At 69.7% G+C, this 16,945-nt stretch carries 17 protein-coding genes; 9 read left to right on the forward strand and 8 right to left on the reverse strand.

The genetic code is table 11. The features are described 5' to 3' along the window. Positions 1-32 precede the first annotated feature (32 nt). The 6 genes from QTI17_RS02085 to QTI17_RS02110 are packed head-to-tail and all read left to right on the forward strand — an operon-like array spanning position 33 to position 5,464. Positions 33-1,412, forward strand: a complete 1,380-nt coding sequence (locus tag QTI17_RS02085; RefSeq protein ID WP_286530717.1) for an FAD-dependent oxidoreductase — start codon at positions 33-35, stop codon at positions 1,410-1,412. Continuing rightward, the gene (locus QTI17_RS02090; RefSeq protein ID WP_286530718.1) at positions 1,409-2,575 is read left to right on the forward strand and encodes a CaiB/BaiF CoA transferase family protein; all 1,167 of its coding nucleotides are present in this window, start codon (positions 1,409-1,411) and stop codon (positions 2,573-2,575) included. Before QTI17_RS02085 ends, QTI17_RS02090 begins: the two co-directional genes overlap by 4 nt. Next, positions 2,572-3,348: an enoyl-CoA hydratase-related protein gene (locus QTI17_RS02095; RefSeq protein ID WP_286530719.1), complete on the forward strand. Its 777-nt coding sequence runs from the start codon at positions 2,572-2,574 to the stop codon at positions 3,346-3,348. Before QTI17_RS02090 ends, QTI17_RS02095 begins: the two co-directional genes overlap by 4 nt. A 24-nt stretch (positions 3,349-3,372) precedes the next feature. Then, positions 3,373-3,711, forward strand: a complete 339-nt coding sequence (locus QTI17_RS02100; RefSeq protein ID WP_286530720.1) for a 4Fe-4S dicluster domain-containing protein — start codon at positions 3,373-3,375, stop codon at positions 3,709-3,711. Between the two features lie 27 nt (positions 3,712-3,738). After that, entirely contained in the window at positions 3,739-4,653 is a 915-nt protein-coding gene (locus QTI17_RS02105; protein WP_286530721.1) for a LysR family transcriptional regulator, read from the forward strand. Between the two features lie 49 nt (positions 4,654-4,702). Beyond that, positions 4,703-5,464 (forward strand): SDR family NAD(P)-dependent oxidoreductase, encoded by a 762-nt coding sequence (locus QTI17_RS02110; protein ID WP_286530722.1) that lies wholly within the window; start codon positions 4,703-4,705, stop codon positions 5,462-5,464. Here QTI17_RS02110 and QTI17_RS02115 read toward each other — a convergent pair. The 5 genes from QTI17_RS02115 to QTI17_RS02135 all read right to left on the reverse strand — a co-directional run bounded on the left by QTI17_RS02115 (position 5,439) and on the right by QTI17_RS02135 (position 10,044). Continuing rightward, the gene (locus QTI17_RS02115) at positions 5,439-6,083 is read right to left on the reverse strand and encodes an ATPase (RefSeq protein WP_286530723.1); all 645 of its coding nucleotides are present in this window, start codon (positions 6,081-6,083) and stop codon (positions 5,439-5,441) included. The genes QTI17_RS02110 and QTI17_RS02115 overlap by 26 nt on opposite strands. Positions 6,084-6,093: 10 nt before the next feature. Beyond that, on the reverse strand, positions 6,094-6,462 hold the full coding sequence (locus tag QTI17_RS02120; protein WP_286530724.1) for a type II toxin-antitoxin system Phd/YefM family antitoxin: 369 nt from the start codon (positions 6,460-6,462) through the stop codon (positions 6,094-6,096). Positions 6,463-6,563: 101 nt separating this feature from the next. Further along, positions 6,564-7,409, reverse strand: coding sequence for a tetratricopeptide repeat protein (locus QTI17_RS02125; protein ID WP_286530725.1), 846 nt, complete (start codon positions 7,407-7,409; stop codon positions 6,564-6,566). Beyond that, positions 7,406-8,365 (reverse strand): MlaD family protein, encoded by a 960-nt coding sequence (locus tag QTI17_RS02130; RefSeq protein ID WP_286530726.1) that lies wholly within the window; start codon positions 8,363-8,365, stop codon positions 7,406-7,408. The genes QTI17_RS02125 and QTI17_RS02130 overlap by 4 nt, the downstream gene beginning before the upstream one ends. Before the next feature lie 101 nt (positions 8,366-8,466). Continuing rightward, positions 8,467-10,044 (reverse strand): AMP-binding protein, encoded by a 1,578-nt coding sequence (locus tag QTI17_RS02135; RefSeq protein WP_286530727.1) that lies wholly within the window; start codon positions 10,042-10,044, stop codon positions 8,467-8,469. A gap of 160 nt (positions 10,045-10,204) precedes the next feature. Here QTI17_RS02135 and QTI17_RS02140 point away from each other — a divergent pair, with 160 nt between their 5' ends. The 3 genes from QTI17_RS02140 to QTI17_RS02150 are packed head-to-tail and all read left to right on the forward strand — an operon-like array spanning position 10,205 to position 13,820. Next, on the forward strand, positions 10,205-11,110 hold the full coding sequence (locus QTI17_RS02140; RefSeq protein WP_286530728.1) for a dienelactone hydrolase family protein: 906 nt from the start codon (positions 10,205-10,207) through the stop codon (positions 11,108-11,110). 42 nt (positions 11,111-11,152) lie between these two features. After that, the gene (locus QTI17_RS02145; protein ID WP_503011016.1) at positions 11,153-12,079 is read left to right on the forward strand and encodes an alpha/beta fold hydrolase; all 927 of its coding nucleotides are present in this window, start codon (positions 11,153-11,155) and stop codon (positions 12,077-12,079) included. A gap of 19 nt (positions 12,080-12,098) precedes the next feature. After that, positions 12,099-13,820 (forward strand): IlvD/Edd family dehydratase, encoded by a 1,722-nt coding sequence (locus tag QTI17_RS02150; protein WP_286530730.1) that lies wholly within the window; start codon positions 12,099-12,101, stop codon positions 13,818-13,820. Positions 13,821-13,835: 15 nt separating this feature from the next. Here QTI17_RS02150 and QTI17_RS02155 read toward each other — a convergent pair whose 3' ends face one another. The 3 genes from QTI17_RS02155 to QTI17_RS02165 all read right to left on the reverse strand — a co-directional run bounded on the left by QTI17_RS02155 (position 13,836) and on the right by QTI17_RS02165 (position 16,919). Beyond that, on the reverse strand, positions 13,836-14,861 hold the full coding sequence (locus QTI17_RS02155; RefSeq protein ID WP_286530731.1) for a YeiH family protein: 1,026 nt from the start codon (positions 14,859-14,861) through the stop codon (positions 13,836-13,838). 7 nt (positions 14,862-14,868) lie between these two features. Beyond that, positions 14,869-16,095, reverse strand: a complete 1,227-nt coding sequence (locus QTI17_RS02160; RefSeq protein ID WP_286530732.1) for a porin — start codon at positions 16,093-16,095, stop codon at positions 14,869-14,871. A 77-nt stretch (positions 16,096-16,172) separates the two neighbouring features. Next, the gene (locus QTI17_RS02165) at positions 16,173-16,919 is read right to left on the reverse strand and encodes an SDR family NAD(P)-dependent oxidoreductase (RefSeq protein WP_286530733.1); all 747 of its coding nucleotides are present in this window, start codon (positions 16,917-16,919) and stop codon (positions 16,173-16,175) included. Positions 16,920-16,945 lie beyond the last annotated feature (26 nt).

Below are 16,945 nucleotides of genomic sequence, written 5' to 3' on the forward strand. Positions count from 1 at the left end.
GCTCCGTTCCCCCATCAATCAAGGAGATAGTGATGAGCCGTATTGGCGATTGGATGCATGAGAGCGCGCACGATGTTCGTGTCGCAGCCGAATCGGACGTGGTGGTGGTCGGCGGCGGCCCCGCCGGCCAGGCGGCAGCCCTGGCGGCTGCGCGCAACGGCGCCAGCGTGACCCTGCTGGAGCGCTACAACCACCTCGGCGGCCTCGCTTCCGGCGGCATGGTGCTGGTGCTGGACGACATGTGGGACAGCCATCTGCAGGAGATCTCGGTGCGCGGCATCTGCCTGGAGATGATCGAGCGCATGGCCGAGCGCGGCCTGGCCGAATACCCGAAGCAGAAGGACTGGGGGAGCCTCCCCGAGTCCGTCCGCCGCTGGAAGCGCTGGGGCACCTTCGACTTCCACAGCAAGGAGAAGCCGCATCCGATCTGCTTCGCGGCCGCCTTCGACCCGGACGCCTTCAAGCGCGCCTCGCTCGAGATGGTGCTGCAGGCCAATGTGAACCTGCGCCTGCATTCGTGGTTCTCCCGCACGCTGGTGGAGGACGGCCAGGTCAAGGGCGTCATCTGCGAAAGCAAGAGCGGGCGCGAGGCGATCCTGGGCAAGGTCGTGATCGACGCCACCGGCGACCTCGACGTGGCCGCCTCGGCCGGCGCGCCGCACGTCAGCGGCGCCTACATCGTGACCACGGTGTTCCGCCTCGGCGGCGTCGACACCGAGGAAGCCGAGCGCTTCGAGCACGAGGAGCCGGCCGCCTTCCAGGCGATCGACCGCGAGGTCAAGCACCTGCTGGGCGGTGCCTGGGACAGCTGGTGGCTCAAGACCCCGCTGCCGGGCGTGGTGTGGTGCAACTGCCCGCACATGGCGGGGCTGGACGGCCTCAAGGTGGCCGACCTGACGCGCGCCGAAGTGCAGGGCCGCGCCACCATCCACAAGGTGATCGAGTTCATCCGCGCGAAGCTGCCGGGCTTTGCCGACTGCTACCTGATCGATCTCGCGCCGCAGACCGGCGTGCGCCAGACCCGCCTGCTCGAAGGCGAGTACGTGATGAGCAAAGACGACGTGACGCAGCGCCTGCGCTTCGAAGACAGCGTGGCGCGCGGCCGCGACTACTACTACCCGTATCGCTCGCTGGTGCCGCGCAGCGTCGAGAACCTGCTGGTGGCGGGCCGCCACTACTCGTCGACCTCGGCGGCACAGAAGATCTCGCGCGAAATCCCGCCCTGCATGGCGATGGGCGAAGCCGCCGGCACCGCTGCCGCATTGGCGCTCGATGCCGGCGTGGCGGTGCGCAAGGTCGACGTCGCCAAGCTGCAGCGCACGCTGCGCGCGCAGGGCGCCGACCCGGGCGACCAGAAGGGTCCGAATGCCGATGTGCCCGAGATCGCCCGTTCCTTCGCGGAGGCCGCATGACACACACGACGAAGTCGCTGCCGCTGGCAGGTATCCGGGTGATCGACTTCACCCAGGTGATGATGGGCCCGGTCTGCACGCAGATGCTGGCGGACCATGGCGCGGACGTGATCAAGATCGAGCGCAAGGGAGCGGGCGACCTGAGCCGCTCCACCTTCGCGCCGGTAGCGGGGCATGACAACCCGATCTTCTGCAGCCTCAACCGCAACAAGCGAAGCTGCGAGATCGACCTGCGCGACCCGGCGCAGGTGGAACTGGTCAAGGCGCTCATCGCCGATGCCGACGTGGTCACCAACAACTTCCGCGCCGGCGTGATGGAGCGCCTGGGCCTGGGCTACGACGACTGCAAGCGCCTGAACCCGCGCATCATCTACGCGGTCGGCACCGGCTTCGGCGAGAGCGGGCCGTATGCGCACAAGGGCGGCCAGGACGTGCTCGCGCAGGCGCTGACCGGTGTGATGGCCCGCCGTGCCGATGCGTCGGTGCCGGTGTCGATCTATCCCACTGCGCTGGCCGACTACACCGCCGGCATGCACATGGTGCAGGGCATTCTCTTCGCGCTGCTGCAGCGCGAGCGCACCGGCGAAGGGCAGAAGGTCTCGGTGTCGCTCTACAACTCGATGCTCGCCATGCAGATGCAGGAGGCCGCGATGATCATGATGGAGGACTCCGAAGTGAACTGGGCGGCGATGCCGCTGTCGGGCGTCTTCCAGGCGCAGAACGGCGCGCTGGTGCTGGTGGGGGCCTTCAAGGCCAATCCTCTGCGCGACATCTGCGCGGCGCTGGAGATCGATGACTTGTCGCTCGACCCGCGCTTCGGCGACCTGCAGGGCCAGTTCAAGCACAAGGCCGAGCTGCACGCGATCTTCCGCGAGCGCTTCGCGAGCAACACCCGCGAGCACTGGCTGGCGCGGCTCGAGGCCCAGGACCTGCTGTCGGCGCCGGTGCGCGACATGCGCGAGGCGCTGGTCGATCCGCAGACCCTTCACAACGAGATGATCCTCGACGGTGGTGCGCCCGGCGGCCGTCCGCTGCGGTTCATCGCGAGCCCGATCCAGATGTCGGGCGCGACCACCGGCCTGCGCCGTGCCCCGCCGCGCCTCGGCGAGCACACGGACGAAGTGCTGGACGAAGCACGCGCACTGAGCGAGGTGGCGCAATGAGCGTCGTCTACGAAGTGCGGGAGCACGTCGCCCGCGTCACCATCGACCGGCCCGACGTGCTCAACGCGGTCGACCTGCCGACCGAAGCCGAACTCATCCGCATCTGGGACGACATCGAGCGACGCGACGACGTGCGCGTGGTGGTGCTGACCGGCGCGGGCGAGCGTTCCTTCAGCGCCGGCGCCGACCTGAAGAACACCAGCAACCTCAAGGGCGTCGAGTACTGGGCGGCCAGCCGCCCCGGCGGCTTCGGCGGCATTGCGCTGCGCGAGACGCTCGATGTGCCGGTGATCGCGCGGGTCAACGGCTTCGCGCTCGGCGGCGGCTTCGAGATGGTGCTCGGCTGCGACCTGGTCGTCGCCTGCGAGGAAGCCAGCTTCGGGCTGCCCGAGCCGTTGGTCGGTCGCCTGCCTCTGGATGGCGGCATGCTGCTGCTGCAGCGCCAGATCCCGTATCGCCAGGCGATGGGGATGATGCTGACCGGCCAGAGAGTCAAGGCGCGCCAGGCGCTGGACATGGGCCTCGTCAACGAAGTCGTGCCGCGCGTCGAGCTCGACACCGCGGTCGAGCGCTGGGTGCAGCAACTGCTGGCCTGCGCGCCGCTGTCGCTGCGCGCCATCAAGCAGGTGGTGCGCCAGACCGGCCAGTTGTCGCCCGCCCAAGCCCACGGCATGCGCCTGCCCGCGCTGGTCGCCGCGTTGCAGTCGGAAGACTCCAGCGAAGGCGTGCTGGCCTTCCAGCAGAAGCGCAAGCCGCGCTGGCAGGGGCGCTGAGGCCGGACGCGAAGGGACGACACCATGGCCCATGTCATCACCACCGCCTGCATCGACTGCAAGGACGGCGCCTGCGTTCCCTGCTGCCCGGTCGATTGCATCTACGAAGGCGCCCGGACTCTGTACATTCATCCGGATGAATGCATCGACTGCGGCGTTTGCGTGTCGGCCTGTCCCGTGCAGGCCATCTACGAGGAGTCTCGGCTGCCGCCCGGGCTCGCGCATTTCACGGCCATCAACCGCGAGTACTTCGGCGACGCGGTCAGCGGCCTGGGTTCGCCCGGCGGCGCGGACGGCCGGGCGAGCGCCTGCGACCACCCCGGCATCGCCAGGGCGCTGCCATCCGTCGGAGCGATGGCGTAGTGCGCAGCAGGGCAGGAGGGCCGGCTGATGCATGCCAGCGTCCTGAAGTACTTCATCGAGGTGGCGCAGTGCGGCTCGGTGCGCAAGGCGTCCGAGCGGCTCTACGTGGCCGCCAGCGCGGTGAACCGGCAGATCCACAAGCTGGAGGACGAGCTGGGCGTCGAGTTGTTCGACCGCATGCCCAACGGCCTGCGCCTGAACCCGGCCGGCGAGCGGCTGCTCAAGCATGCGCAGGAAACGCTGCACCAGTTCCAGGTGATGCGCACCGAGCTGGACGCGCTCAAGGGCGAGCGCACCGGCCACGTCAAGGTGGCGGCGATGGATTCTTTTTTCGAGGAACTGCTGCCCTCTGCGGTGGAGGAGTTCCTCCAGATCTTCCCCGCGGTGACCTACACCATCACCTCCACTCAGCCCATGGAGGTGGCCCAGATGGTCATGGCCGGGCAGGCCGACGTCGGGCTGACCTTCCTGGGACGGCTGCCGGGCGGCGTGCGGGCCATGAACGTGGCGCACCTGCCGATCGGCATCGTGATGCCGCCGGGGCATCCGCTGGCCAGCTTCGATACCGTGTCGCTCAAGGAATGCGCGAAGTTTCCCTTCCTGCGCTCCAGCTCGCATCCGGTGATCAGCGCCGCGTCGTCCCCCGAGTTCGCCAGCTTCTGGGACGACATGGAGCCGGCCGCCACCTGCAATTCAACGCCCTTGCTCAAGCGCCTGATCATGGGCGGCAAGGGCATTTCCTGCTTCTCCAAGATCGCCTTCATCGAGGAACTCAAGCGCGGGGAACTGCTCTGGCGGCCCTTCGAACTGGAGGCGCTCAACGGAATGAAGGTGGGCATCGTGGTGCCCACGCAGCGCGTGCTGCCGCACGTCACGCAGAACTTCGTCGGCCGCATGGCCCGGCGACTCACCCAACTGGAAGCCATCGCCGCGACGCTCTGAAGATGCCCGCCGTGGTGGCGTTTCCTTCAACCCCTGAAAGAGCTTCACCATGAACGATCTGAAGAACAAGGCCGTCCTCATCACCGGCGCCAGCACCGGCATCGGCGCGGCCGTGGCACGCGCCATGGGCAAGGCCGGCGCCCGCGTGGCGGTGCACTACCGCGGCAGCCGGGCGGAGGCCGAAGCCGTGGCGCGCGACATCCGGTCGGCCGGCGGCGAGGCGCTGCTGGTGCAGGCCGACGTGATGGACACGAAAGCGGTCGACCGCATGGTGCAGGCGGTGCACGAGGCCTTCGGCCGCATCGACATCCTGGTCAACAACGCCGGCGGCTTCGTCAAGCGCTCGCCGATCGTCGATGCGGACGACGACTACATCGACGCGGTGTTCTGTCTCAACGCGCGCTCGGTCGTGGCGGTGAGCCGGCGGGTGATCCCGCTGATGTCGGCGGGCGGCGGCGGCGCCATCATCAACGTGACCACCCAGGCGGCGCGCACCGGCGGCGGGCCGGGCGCGGGGCTCTACGCGGCCTGCAAGGGATTCGTCTCCACGATCACGCGCACCATGGCCAAGGAACTGGTGAAGGACGGCATCCGCGTCAACGCGGTGGCGCCGGGCGTGATCGAGACGCCGTTCCATGACGGCCATTCGAGCCCCGAGGTGCTGAAGAACTTCGCCAGCGCGATCCCCATGGGGCGCCTGGGCACCGCCGAGGAATGCGTCGGCGCCTTCATGTTCCTCGCGGACGCGCAGGCCAGCGGCTACGTCACCGGCCAGATCATCGAGGTCAACGGCGGGCAGGTGATGCCCTGAGGGCCAGTGCGGCCGCCACCACCGGCTTGGCCCATTGCGGCACCTGGTCGAGCGCGATGTGCGAGACGATCTGGCCGCCCTCCATGTGCAGCACCAGCACGGGTTGCGGCTTGATGCCGGCCTTCGGATCGCCGTCGATGCCGTTGTCGTACACGCGCAGGCTGGCCAGGTGCGGCAGCAGGCGGACGAGGTTCGCGCGGCTGCTCACGTAGCGCGCGCGGATCTTGTCTTCGGGGATGTCGTGGCCGCCGGCGATCACGCGTTCGTTCACGCGCGCGATGTGCTTCTCGGGTGAATCGAGGCCCGCGTACCAGACATGGACCTGCGCGCCCTGGCGTGCGCCGGCGAGCAGCATGTCCGGCAGCGTCCGCGCGCCCAGCGTGGTCTCGAAAGCGAAGTTGAGGCCCTCGGCCAGCGCGCGTTCGAGACCGGAGCGGCCCATTTCCCAGGCCTGCGCGTTGGCCGTTTCCTGTGTGAGCGAGGGGTTGGTGTCCAGCAGCGTGCGCGCCGCGAGGTCGGGGTTGAAGCAGGGGACCTTGCGCGCCTGGAGCGCCGCGCCGCCGATGCTGCTCTTGCCGGCGCCGTTGACGCCTGCGAGAACGAAGATGCGCGCGACCATCAGCGCGGGATCACCTCTTGGCGGACTTGCCGCCTGCCGCGCGGACGGCCGCCTTGCCCAGTTCGGCCGGGGACATCGCGAATGCGTCTCCCATCGCCTCGGCGGCTGCGTCGCCCTGCATCCGGGCGAACATGTCGTCGAACTGGCGGGTGAGCGCATCCAGATCGGGTTCGGCCGCCTGTTCGAGCGCGAGATAGCGATCGATCGACATCAGCACCATGGCCGGCTCGTCGTGGCGGGTGACGACCACCGCGCCGTGCGTCATGACGGCGCTGGTGACCTTCTGCATCCCCGAGACCAGATGGGTGGCCGAGACGGCTGGCAAGCCGCGCGTGAAACGATCGATGGCCTCTGGACGCGAATCGCGCGTGATGGACATGAGAAGCTCCGTTGGATCTCCGAAATACCCGTTTTAACCGATTTGGCCATTTTAGGTATTTTCTGGGAAATCCATGGATCAGGGAGCGCCAGCCCGGCGACCTAGCGCGGCGCCGAAGCCAGCAGCTTCGCGGTGCGCTCGGCACCCGCCTTGTTGTCGGCCGCCAGTGCCACGTCGTGGGCCCGGCTCCAGTAGTCCCTGGCGAGCTCCGGCCTGTCGGCCGACGCCTGGCCCAGCAGCAGCAGGTCCTGGTAGATCTTCTCGCTCGCCCCGGCCGCCTTGTCCAGCTTCAGGGCCTCCTCGAGCGGCGCCACGGCCGCGGCGGGCGTCTTCAGGGCGATGCAGGCGCTGCCCTGCAGGCGCAGGGCGTTGGCGCGCTCGAGCGCGTCGTCCTTGGCCAAGGCGCCGTGGGCCTGCTGGGCGAAGCGCAAGCCTTCCTCGGGGCGCCCCGAGGTCAGCGCCAGATAGGCCTTCAGGTTGAGGATCTTGCCCCTGACGGCGCATCGGCTGCCGCAGAGCGCGTCGGCGCGATCGAGTGCTTGCGCGGCGCCGGCGCGGTCGCCGGCCTGGACCGCCATCGCCCGGCGCAAGGCGGCCTCGGCGCGGCGGTCGTTGCTGAACGCGAGCCGGGGCTCGTCCAGCACCCCGTCCAGCTGCTTCAGCGCCTCGTCCTGGCGCCCCATGCCCAGATAGACCATCGACAGGTTGAGCCGGGCGACGGCGATCGCATCGTCGTCCTCGATCGACTGCGCGAGCTGGAGCGCCTGCTCGAAATAGGTCAGCGCATGCGGCAGGTCGCCGGCCTTGTAGCGGTCCATGCCCTGGGTGTTGAAGCCCTGGGCCCGGATCTGCGCCGTCGAGCGCACGGGCGGCGTCGAGCAGGCCGCCAACAGGCCGGCCGCCACGACGCACACGACGACGGCGGCCCGCGCCGGTGCGCGACTCATTGCGCGTCCCCCGGCAGCGGCAGGCCGCCGATGCTGTCGATCGGCAGCGACTGCGGCGTGGTGGCGGTACCGGTCAGCCAGCTGATCGGCCAGGTCTGGCGCGCGTCGCTGACCATCTGGTTGGTCTGCGTCGCCGCCGCCTGGACCTGGTCGAGCACGCCGGGCAGTCTTTCGGCGGCCTGCGCCGCCATCGCATGCACCTCGGCGCTGGCCTGTTGCGAAGTGGCCGCCGCCTGCTGCACCTTCTCGATCACGGAAGGCGCGGCGTCGGCCACGACCCCGAGGGTCTGGTTGGCCTTGTTCAGCGTCGTCGCCGCGCCGCTCTCGACCGTCTTCACGGCCTGCTGCGCCTGCTGCAGCACCTCGCCGGCCTTCTCGGCGATGGCCGGGATCTTCGACGCCGCCTCCTGGCCGGCCTTCAGGGTCTGCTGGAACGGGCCCTCCGGATCGGTCAGGCTCTCGGTCAGCTTGCGCGCATCGGCGATCGCCGGCATCAGCGCGGCCTGCATGTCCTGCGCCAGCTGGCCGGGCACCCGGGGCCGCTCGAACGCCAGCACCTCGCCGGAGGCCACCGGTTGCGCACGACCGCCGCGCGGGGCCACCAGCTCGATCGCCGGCTTGCCGAGCGCGTTGTCCTGGACCAGCCTGGCCCGGGTGCCCTTCGGAAACTCCGCCATGTAGTCGCGTCCGATGCCGAGCTCGACCCTGACGCCCTGGTCGCCGGACGGCGCCGACGAGGCCAGCAGGATGCTGCGCACGCTGCCGATCACCAGGCCGCGGGTCGTCACCGGCATGCCCTCGCTCATTCCGGCCGCGTCGGGGACCTCGACGAAAAGCTGGTCCTGGCGGCTGAACAGCCCCTGCTGGTAGGCGATCCAGGCCAGCAGGGCTGCGATGACCAGCACCAGCAGGGCCATGGCGGGGGCCGCCCAGCGACGGTTGTCGGAATTTGGCATCGAAGAACCTCCGTGGGGTGACAGTGAGAGCTCACAACGGTCACGCATGCTAGACCATCGGCCACCGCGCGGGGAGGCGTCGCTTCGCCTGACGGGCACGGTCAGTCGCGCATGCGCACGGCGTCCTGCTGGCGCAGCACGCGGCGCAGGATCTTGCCGGCCGGGGTCTTCGGTACGGCCTCGCACAGCACCACGTCGCCGAGTTGCTTGTAGGCCACCACCCGCTCGGCGACCCAGGCCTTGATATCCGCGGCGGCCAGGGCGCCGCGCGCCACGACGTAGGCCACCGGCATCTCGCCGGCACGGTCGTCAGGCCGACCGATCACCGCGGCGTCGGCCACCTGCGGATGCGTGTACAGCAGGGCCTCCAGCTCTGCCGGGGCCACCTGGAAGCCCTTCACCTTGATGAGCTCCTTGAGCCGGTCGGTGACGGTGAGGTAGCCGTCGGCATCGATGGTGACGAGGTCGCCGGTTCGGACCCAGCCGTCGTCGGTGAGGGTCGCCGCGGTGGCTTCCGGCTGATTCAGGTAGCCCTTGAAGGCCTGCGGGCCTCGGAACCACAGCTCGCCGGACTGGCCGCGCGCCACGTCGGCGCCCGTCGCCGGGTCGACCACGCGCGCCTGCGTCCCGGGCAGGATCTGGCCGCTGGTGCCGGCGTGGATCCGGTCCGGGTGGCTCACGGTCACGCAACCCGAGGACTCGGTCATGCCGTAGCCCTGCAGCACCTTGCACTTCAGGCGTTCGGCGACCTTGTGTTCCAGCGCGGCGCCGAGCGGTGCCGCGCCGCTGCCGATCACTTCGAGCGACGACAGGTCGAAGTCGTCCACCATCGGGTGCAGTCCGAGGAAGTGCATCACCGGCGGCACCACGGCGAGGCGCGACACGCGGTAGGTGGCGATCGCCTTGAGGAAGGATTGAGGCTCGAAGCGCGGCACGGTCACCAAGCGGCAGCCGGCGACCAGTCCGCACAGCGTGATGATGGTGAAGCCGAAGATGTGAAACATCGGCAGGAAAGCCAGCAACACCTTGTCCGGCGGGTGCGCATAGGCCTGCAGGTACTGGCTCACGTTGGCGACGATGGTGGCGTGCGTCAGCATCACGCCCTTGGCCATGCCGGTGGTGCCCGACGAATAGGGCAGCGCGGCCAGCGCGTCGGGGTCGATGTCCGGCGCCGGTTCGGGATCGGTGCAGGCCATCAGCGACGCGAAGGCCAGCGCGCCCGCGGCTTCGCCCAGCACCACCACGGTGGCCCCGCCGGCCAAGGCTGCGGCTTCGCGCACGGTGGGCAGCAGGGTCGGCAGGGTGAATACGAAGCGCGCGTTGGCGTCGCGCATCTGGTGCGCCAGGTCGGCCGCGCCATACATCGGGTTGGCGCCGCTCACCACGCCGCCGGCGGCCATGGCGCCGAGCGCGGCGATCGGCCACTCCGGCGAGTTCGGCGCGAACAGCAGCAACACGTCGCCGGGCTTGAAGCCCTGGGCCGCCAGGCCCGCCGCGAAGCGGCCGATCGCGTGGTCCAGCGCGCCGGAGGTCAGTTCGCGGCCGCTGGCGGCGTCCACCAGCGCGACCGCCTCGGGCCTTTCGCGCAAGCGCCGGCGAACCAACGCCGGCACGGTGGTCCGGGGCAATTCACCCGTGAGCGCAGGGCCTTCGATGATGCCGTGGCTGCTGTGGTCCATGTGCGCCCTCCTTGGACGCGCCGTCGAGGCGCCGGCGCCGATGTCTGTCGCGCCGCACGTTACGCCCACCTGCGGGCGGCGTCCAGACCCCGCGCGAAGGCCGTCGCACGCCGTTCGGATTTGCAGCTTATGCTCCGGGATCTTTTTCCAAGGAGCACCGATGCCGCCACGCCTCACAGCCCAGGACTTCGACCAGGACTTGCTCATTCTTTTCGATGCCTATGTCCATGGCCACCTGGACCGAAGGGGCTTCCTCGGGCAGGCGCAGAAGTTCGCCAAGGCAGGCGTCACCGCCGCCGGGCTGCTCGCCGCGCTGAGCCCCGATTTCGCGGCCGGCCAGCAGGTGCCGCCGAGCGACCCGAAGCTCAGGACCGAGCGCGTCGACTATCCCTCCCCCGCCGGCAGCGGCACCGTGAGGGGCTACCTGGCGCGACCCGCCGCCGCCGGCGCCACCCGCCTTCCCGCCGTGCTGGTGATTCACGAGAACCGCGGCCTCAACCCGCACATCGAGGACATCGCGCGGCGCCTGGCGCTGGACGGCTTCATGGCCTTCGCGCCCGACGCGCTGTCCCCGCTGGGCGGCTACCCCGGCGACGAAGACAAGGCCCGCGACGCCTTCGCCAAGCTGGACCAGGCCCATGCGCGGGAGGATTTCGTGGCCGCCGCCAGCTGGCTCAAGGCGCGCCCGGATGCCACCGGGAAGCTCGGCGCGGTCGGCTTCTGCTACGGCGGCGGCATCGTCCACGTGCTGAGCACGCGCATGCCCGACCTGAACGCCGGCGTGCCGTTCTATGGCAACGTGCCGGCGCCGGCCGAAGCCGCCAAGGTCAAGGCGCCGCTGCTCGTGCACCGGGCCGCCGTCGACGAGCGCATCAATGCGGCATGGCCGGCCTACGAAGCGGCGCTCAAGGCCGCCGGCGTCAGCGTCAGCGACTTCCAGTATCCGGGCACGCAGCACGGCTTCAACAACGACACGACGCCTCGCTACGACGCGGCCGCGGCCAAGCTCGCCTGGGCCCGCACGATCGAGTTCCTCAAACTGCAACTGGGCGGCGCCGCCGGCTAGGGCGTGTTCATCCATATCCCCCGGAGCTTCACGAACATGACCATCCGCCATGCGTTTTTCCTGGCCGCCCTGCTCGTTGCCGGGCTCTCGCTGGGCCAGGCCGCCGCCGCGCAGCCCGTGCTGCCGAGCGGCTTCAAGACCCGCACGGTCGACGCGCAGGACGGCACGAAGCTCTTCGTTCGCTCCGGAGGCGCCGGCCCTGCCGTCGTCCTCATCCACGGATTCGGCGACACGGGCGACATGTGGGGGCCCCTGGCCGGGCAGCTGGCCAAGACGCACCTGGTCATCGTGCCCGACCTGCGCGGCATGGGGCGCTCGGCCAAGGCGACCGGCGGCTACGACAAGAAGTCGCAGGCCGCCGACATCCGGGCGGTCGTCACCGCCTTCAACCAGGACCGTGCGGCGGTGGTCGGCCACGACATCGGCACCATGGTCGCCTACGCATACGCGGCGAGCTATCCGGACAAGGTCGACAAGCTGGTCGTGATGGACGCGCCGGTGCCCGGCATCGCGCCCTGGGACCAGATCATCCTGTGGCCCGCGCTGTGGCACTTCAATTTCGGCGGCCCCAATGCGGAGCGGCTGGTGGCGGGGCGCGAGCGCATCTACCTCGACCGCTTCTGGAACGAGTTCGCCGGCGATCCATCCAAGATCGATGAAGCGACCCGCCGGCACTACACGAAGCTCTATGCCCAGCCCGGCGCGATGCGGGCGTCCTTCGCGCAGTTCAACACCATCGCGGCCAAGGATGTCGCGGACAACATCGCGTTCTCGCGCAACAAGCTGCCGATGCCGGTGCTGGCCATCGGCGGCGAGAAGTCCTTCGGCCCCAACATGGCGACGGTCATGCGCAACGCGGCCACCAACGTGCAGCAGGAGGTGGTCCCGAACGCGGGGCACTGGCTGATGGAGGAAAGCACCGAGACGACGGTCGGCCTGGTCGACAAGTTCCTCGCCGTCCCGGAGTAGGGTCGCCCAGGCGAGCGCCATGGACCCGAATCCGACCGGCCTCAGGAAGGGCCTGACCAGCTACGGCGACCAGGGCTTCTCCCTGTTCCTGCGCAAGGCCTTCATCAAGGGCGCGGGCTACACCAACGGCGCACTCGACCGTCCGGTGGTGGGCATTGCCAGCACGGGCAGCGCCTACAACCCCTGCCACGGCAACGCGCCCCAGTTGCTCGAGGCGGTCAAGCGCGGCGTCATGCTGGCCGGCGGCCTGCCGATGGAATTCCCGACGATCTCGATCCACGAGAGTTTCGCCGCCCCCACCAGCATGTACCTGCGCAACCTCATGTCGATGGACACCGAGGAGATGGTGCGCGCCCAACCGATGGACGCCGTGGTGCTGATCGGCGGCTGCGACAAGACCGTGCCGGCGCAGCTGATGGGCGCGGCCTCGGCCGGCATCCCGTCGATCCAGCTGATCACGGGCTCGATGCTGACCGGCAGCCACCGCGGCGAGCGCGTCGGGGCCTGCACCGACTGCCGCCGCTACTGGGGCCGGTTCCGCGCCGGCGAGATCGACGACGACGAGGTGAGCGAGGTCAACGACCAGCTGGTCGCGAGCGTCGGCACCTGTTCCGTGATGGGCACGGCCAGCACCATGGCCTGCATCGCCGAAGCCCTGGGCATGACCGTGCCGGGCGGCGCCTCGCCGCCGGCGGTCACCGCCGACCGCATGCGGGTGGCCGAACAGACCGGCACCCGGGCCGTGCAGATGGCGCGCGACGGCCTGTCGATCGACAAGGTTCTGACCCCGGCCGCCTTCGAGAACGCGATGCGCGTGCTGCTCGCGATCGGCGGCTCGACCAACGGCATCGTCCACCTGACCGCGATCGCGGGCCGCATGGGCCTGGACGTCGACCTGGACGCCCTCGACCGCATGGGCCGCGAGACGCCGGTGCTGCTGGACCTGAAGCCGTCGGGGCAGCACTACATGGAGGACTTCCATCGCGCCGGCGGCATGGCCACCCTGCTGCGCGAACTCAGGCCGCTGCTGCGGCTCGATGCGCTGACCGTGACCGGCCGCACGCTCGGCGAGGAGATCGAGGCCTCGGGGCCCGGCTTCGACCAGGACGTGGTGCGGCCCATCGCGCGCCCGATCTACCCGCAGGGCGGCATCGCGGTGCTGCGCGGCAACCTGGCCCCGGGCGGCGCGATCATCAAGCAGTCGGCGGCGGACGCCCGGCTGATGGAGCACGAAGGCCGGGCGGTCGTGTTCGAGAACATCGAGGACCTGGCCGAACGCATCGACAGCGACGACCTGGACGTCACGGCCGACGACGTGCTGGTGCTGAAGAACATCGGCCCCCGGGGCGCGCCCGGCATGCCCGAGGCGGGCTACCTCCCGATCCCGCGCAAGCTCGCACGGGCCGGCGTGAAGGACATCGTGCGCATCTCCGATGGCCGCATGAGCGGCACCGCCTTCGGCACCATCGTGCTGCACGTCACGCCCGAGTCGGCCATCGGCGGCCCGCTGGCCCATGTGCGCAACGGCGACCGGATTCGCCTGAGCGTGCGGTCCCGCGAGATCGCCCTGCTGGTGTCCGACGAAGAGCTGGCGCGCCGCGCCGAGGCATCGCCGGTGGTGACGCCGACCGCCGGGCGCGGCTACCGCAAGCTGTTCCTGGAGACCGTCACGCAGGCCGACCAGGGGGTGGACTTCGACTTTCTGCGGGCCGCGAAGACGATCGGGAAGGTGCCGGAGTAGACGCGCAGTCGGCGCTCACGCCGGCGCGGCGCCGCCCCAGTGCAGCCAGGCCATCACGAGCAGCGCCAGGAACAGCGTCTCGCCGACCATCAGGGCGATCGGCTTCCATCCCACCGTGGCGAGTTCCTTCAACTGGGTCTTCATGCCGATCGCGGCGATCGACGTGACGAGGCACCATTGCGACAGGTCCATGCCCGCCTGGGCGACGGCCTTGGGCACCCAGCCCGTGCTGTTGATGGCGACCAGCAGCGCGAAGGCCAGGGCGAACCAAGGCAGCAGCGGCGGGCGCGGGCCATCGACAGCGCCGCCCTGGTGCGCGCGCGTCATGAAACCCGCGAACGCGATCACGGGCAGCAGCATCGCGACGCGCAGCAGCTTCACGAAGGTGGCGGCATCGCCGGTGGCGGTCGACATGCCGTAGCCGGCACCCACCACCTGGGCCACGTCGTGGATCGTGGCGCCGAGGAAGATGCCGGCCTGCACCGGGTCGAGGCCCGCGGCGCGCACGATCATCGGATAGACCACCATCGCCAGCGTCGACAGCGCGCTGACGCCGATCACGGTAAACAGCGTGGCGCGTTCGCGCATCGGATGGTGCGGCATCGCCGCGGAAAGCACCATGGCCGCCGAGGCACCGCAGATCGCGACCGAGCCGCCCGTGAGCAAGCCGAAGAAGCTCCGGTAGCCCATCAGCCTGGCGACCCCGATGCCCAGGCCGATGGTGAGCGCCACCGAGGCCACCACCATCACCACCGGATGCCAGCCCATGGCCGCGATCTGGCCGGTGGTGATGCGCAGGCCCAGCAGGGCCACGCCGATACGCAGCACCTGGCGGGCGGTCCACTCGATGCCCGGGGAGCAGGGGCTGTCGGCGGAAAGGAAGTTCATCGCCATGCCGAGCAGCAGTGCGAAGAGCATCACCGGCGCGCCATAGTGCTGCGACAGGAACATGGCGGCGGCGGCGACGACGGCGCTGGCGAGCACGCCGGGGAACAGCTGGCGTCCGAGCGCCGGCCAGCCGGTCAGGGTCAGTGCGGTCATGGGCGCTTCAGAAGATGTGGCGGATGCCGAGGTCGTAGCCGGTGGAGGTGTTGGCGGTCGGCACGACGCCATTGATCGGTTTCGCGTAGAAGGCCGGCCCGCCCACCGTGAGGTCGGCGCCGCCCTTGTTGTCGATGCGTGCCGCGGTCGCGTACACGGCCGTGCGCGCCGACAGGTTGTACACGTAGCCGAGGGCGAACTTCTCCGACTTCGGATCCGGCGACAGGCCGGGGATGAGCTGGTTCAGGGCGGTGACGTTGTTGTACTTGACCTGGGTGTAGACGGCGCGGATCAGGCCGGGTCCGACCGGCACGGTGGCGCCGACCAGGGCGCCGTTGGCACCGGGGCTGGTGAAACCGAAGGCATTGGGCAGCGGCGGGATGCCGGAGAAGTCGGTCTTGGTCTTGTTGTGCGAGTACTCGCCGAACAGCTTGACGACGCCGAAGTCGTAGGTGGCGCCGAGGTTCCAGATGTCGAGATAGCTTGTGGTGCCCTGGAAGAACTGGTCCCCGATGGTGCTGCGGGCGGCCGCCACGGCGACGTCCAGCGGGCCTTTGGCGTAGCCGAAGCGACCGCCGACATAGCGGCCGGCGCGCTGGCTGTTGGGCACGTTCGGGGTCAGCGTGCCGGGGTCGTACTTGGTCGCCTCGTTGAAGGCGTACATGAGCTGGCCGTAGAAGCCGCCCAGGTTCGGCGGCAGGAAGTAGCCCACCGAGTTGGAGGCCCGGACATAGTTGGGATTGCCCTGGAAGCCGTTGGCCACCTGGCCCGGGGTGTTGAAGCCGCTCGCGGTGGCGATCAGGTTGATGCCCACGCCGTTGGAGGTGAACGGATCCATCACGGCGTCGTTCCAGAAGGTGGGCGTGTAGTCCCGGCCGAGGCGGACCTCGCCCAGGGCGCCCGACAGGCTGACCGTGGAGCGGCGGTTGAAGGCCAGGCCACCGCTGGGGGTGACGCCGTTGCCGGTGTCGTTGAGTATCCCGGCCTCGAGCCAGAAGCTGGCCGCGGCACCGCCGCCGAGGTCCTCGGTGCCGCGGAAGCCCACGCGGCTGCCGGTGTAGCCCGAGCTGTTCTGCCCGGTGCTGCTGGTCGTGACGCCGACGCCGAACGGCGTCTCGGCCTTGTTCGAATAGCCGCTGACCGTGGCGTCGACGACGCCGAACAACGTGACGGAGGACTGGGCGGAAGCGCCGCCGGCGGCGAGGACGGTCAGGGCGACCAGGGTTCTTTTCATTGCAGTCTCTTTGGTTCTTGAAAAAATGCGGTAGCGAAAAAAGTCGTGGACCCTCGAGCCAAGTCCTCGAACGGGACCTACATGGCGGTCTTGCCCCCGTTGACGGCGAGGATCTGGCCCGAGATGTACCTGGCGCGATCGGAGGCCAGGAACACGATGGCGTCGGCGACCTCTTCCGGCGTGCCGATGCGACCGGCCGGGATCGCCGCGGCGACCGCCGCGATCTTCTCGGCCCCGCCCGCGATGCGTTCGAGCATCCCGGTGTCGATCGGGCCGGGGGCCACCGCGTTCACCCGCACGTTCGACCGCCCGGCCTCCAGGGCGGCCGACTTGGTCAGGCCCTCGATCGCGTGCTTGCTGGCCGCGTACATCGGGTTCTGCGGATTGCCGCGGCTTCCCATCGTCGAGGAGAGGTTGACGACGGCACCCTGCCGCTGCCGGAGCATCACGCGCAACTGGTGCTTCATGCCGAGAAAGGTCCCCAGCACATTGGCGTCGAAGGTCGCCGAATAGGATTCGACGGTCTGGTCCACGATCGAGCCGGGCGTTCCTTCCGTTCCCGCACTGTTCACGGCAACGTCGAGCCGTCCGAAGCGCGCGACGGTGCGCTCGACCAGCGCGCTGACTTGCGCCTCGTTGCCGACGTCGGCGGCCACGAACTCGGCCTCCACGCCCAGTTCACGGAGTTCGGCCACCAGCGCGGCGCCGGCCGTGGCATTGCGGCCGGAGCACACCAGCCGGGCGCCTTCGCGAGCGAATGCGAGCGCGGTCGCGCGGCCGATCCCGGCCGTGGCGCCGGTGATCAAGACGACAGGTTCAGTCATCACGAGTTTCCTGGTTGGGTGGTCGG

This window comes from Variovorax sp. J31P179, from assembly GCF_030316985.1.
Lineage (GTDB): Bacteria > Pseudomonadota > Gammaproteobacteria > Burkholderiales > Burkholderiaceae_C > Variovorax > Variovorax ginsengisoli_B.

Coding starts and splice junctions, on each gene's coding strand:
- QTI17_RS02085 (WP_286530717.1), top strand. CDS start 33: ATGAGCCGTATTGGCGATTGGATGCATGAGAGCGCGCACGATGTTCGT.
- QTI17_RS02090 (WP_286530718.1), top strand. CDS start 1,409: ATGACACACACGACGAAGTCGCTGCCGCTGGCAGGTATCCGGGTGATC.
- QTI17_RS02095 (WP_286530719.1), top strand. CDS start 2,572: ATGAGCGTCGTCTACGAAGTGCGGGAGCACGTCGCCCGCGTCACCATC.
- QTI17_RS02100 (WP_286530720.1), top strand. CDS start 3,373: ATGGCCCATGTCATCACCACCGCCTGCATCGACTGCAAGGACGGCGCC.
- QTI17_RS02105 (WP_286530721.1), top strand. CDS start 3,739: ATGCATGCCAGCGTCCTGAAGTACTTCATCGAGGTGGCGCAGTGCGGC.
- QTI17_RS02110 (WP_286530722.1), top strand. CDS start 4,703: ATGAACGATCTGAAGAACAAGGCCGTCCTCATCACCGGCGCCAGCACC.
- QTI17_RS02115 (WP_286530723.1), bottom strand. CDS start 6,083: ATGGTCGCGCGCATCTTCGTTCTCGCAGGCGTCAACGGCGCCGGCAAG.
- QTI17_RS02120 (WP_286530724.1), bottom strand. CDS start 6,462: ATGTCCATCACGCGCGATTCGCGTCCAGAGGCCATCGATCGTTTCACG.
- QTI17_RS02125 (WP_286530725.1), bottom strand. CDS start 7,409: ATGAGTCGCGCACCGGCGCGGGCCGCCGTCGTCGTGTGCGTCGTGGCG.
- QTI17_RS02130 (WP_286530726.1), bottom strand. CDS start 8,365: ATGCCAAATTCCGACAACCGTCGCTGGGCGGCCCCCGCCATGGCCCTG.
- QTI17_RS02135 (WP_286530727.1), bottom strand. CDS start 10,044: ATGGACCACAGCAGCCACGGCATCATCGAAGGCCCTGCGCTCACGGGT.
- QTI17_RS02140 (WP_286530728.1), top strand. CDS start 10,205: ATGCCGCCACGCCTCACAGCCCAGGACTTCGACCAGGACTTGCTCATT.
- QTI17_RS02150 (WP_286530730.1), top strand. CDS start 12,099: ATGGACCCGAATCCGACCGGCCTCAGGAAGGGCCTGACCAGCTACGGC.
- QTI17_RS02155 (WP_286530731.1), bottom strand. CDS start 14,861: ATGACCGCACTGACCCTGACCGGCTGGCCGGCGCTCGGACGCCAGCTG.
- QTI17_RS02160 (WP_286530732.1), bottom strand. CDS start 16,095: ATGAAAAGAACCCTGGTCGCCCTGACCGTCCTCGCCGCCGGCGGCGCT.
- QTI17_RS02165 (WP_286530733.1), bottom strand. CDS start 16,919: ATGACTGAACCTGTCGTCTTGATCACCGGCGCCACGGCCGGGATCGGC.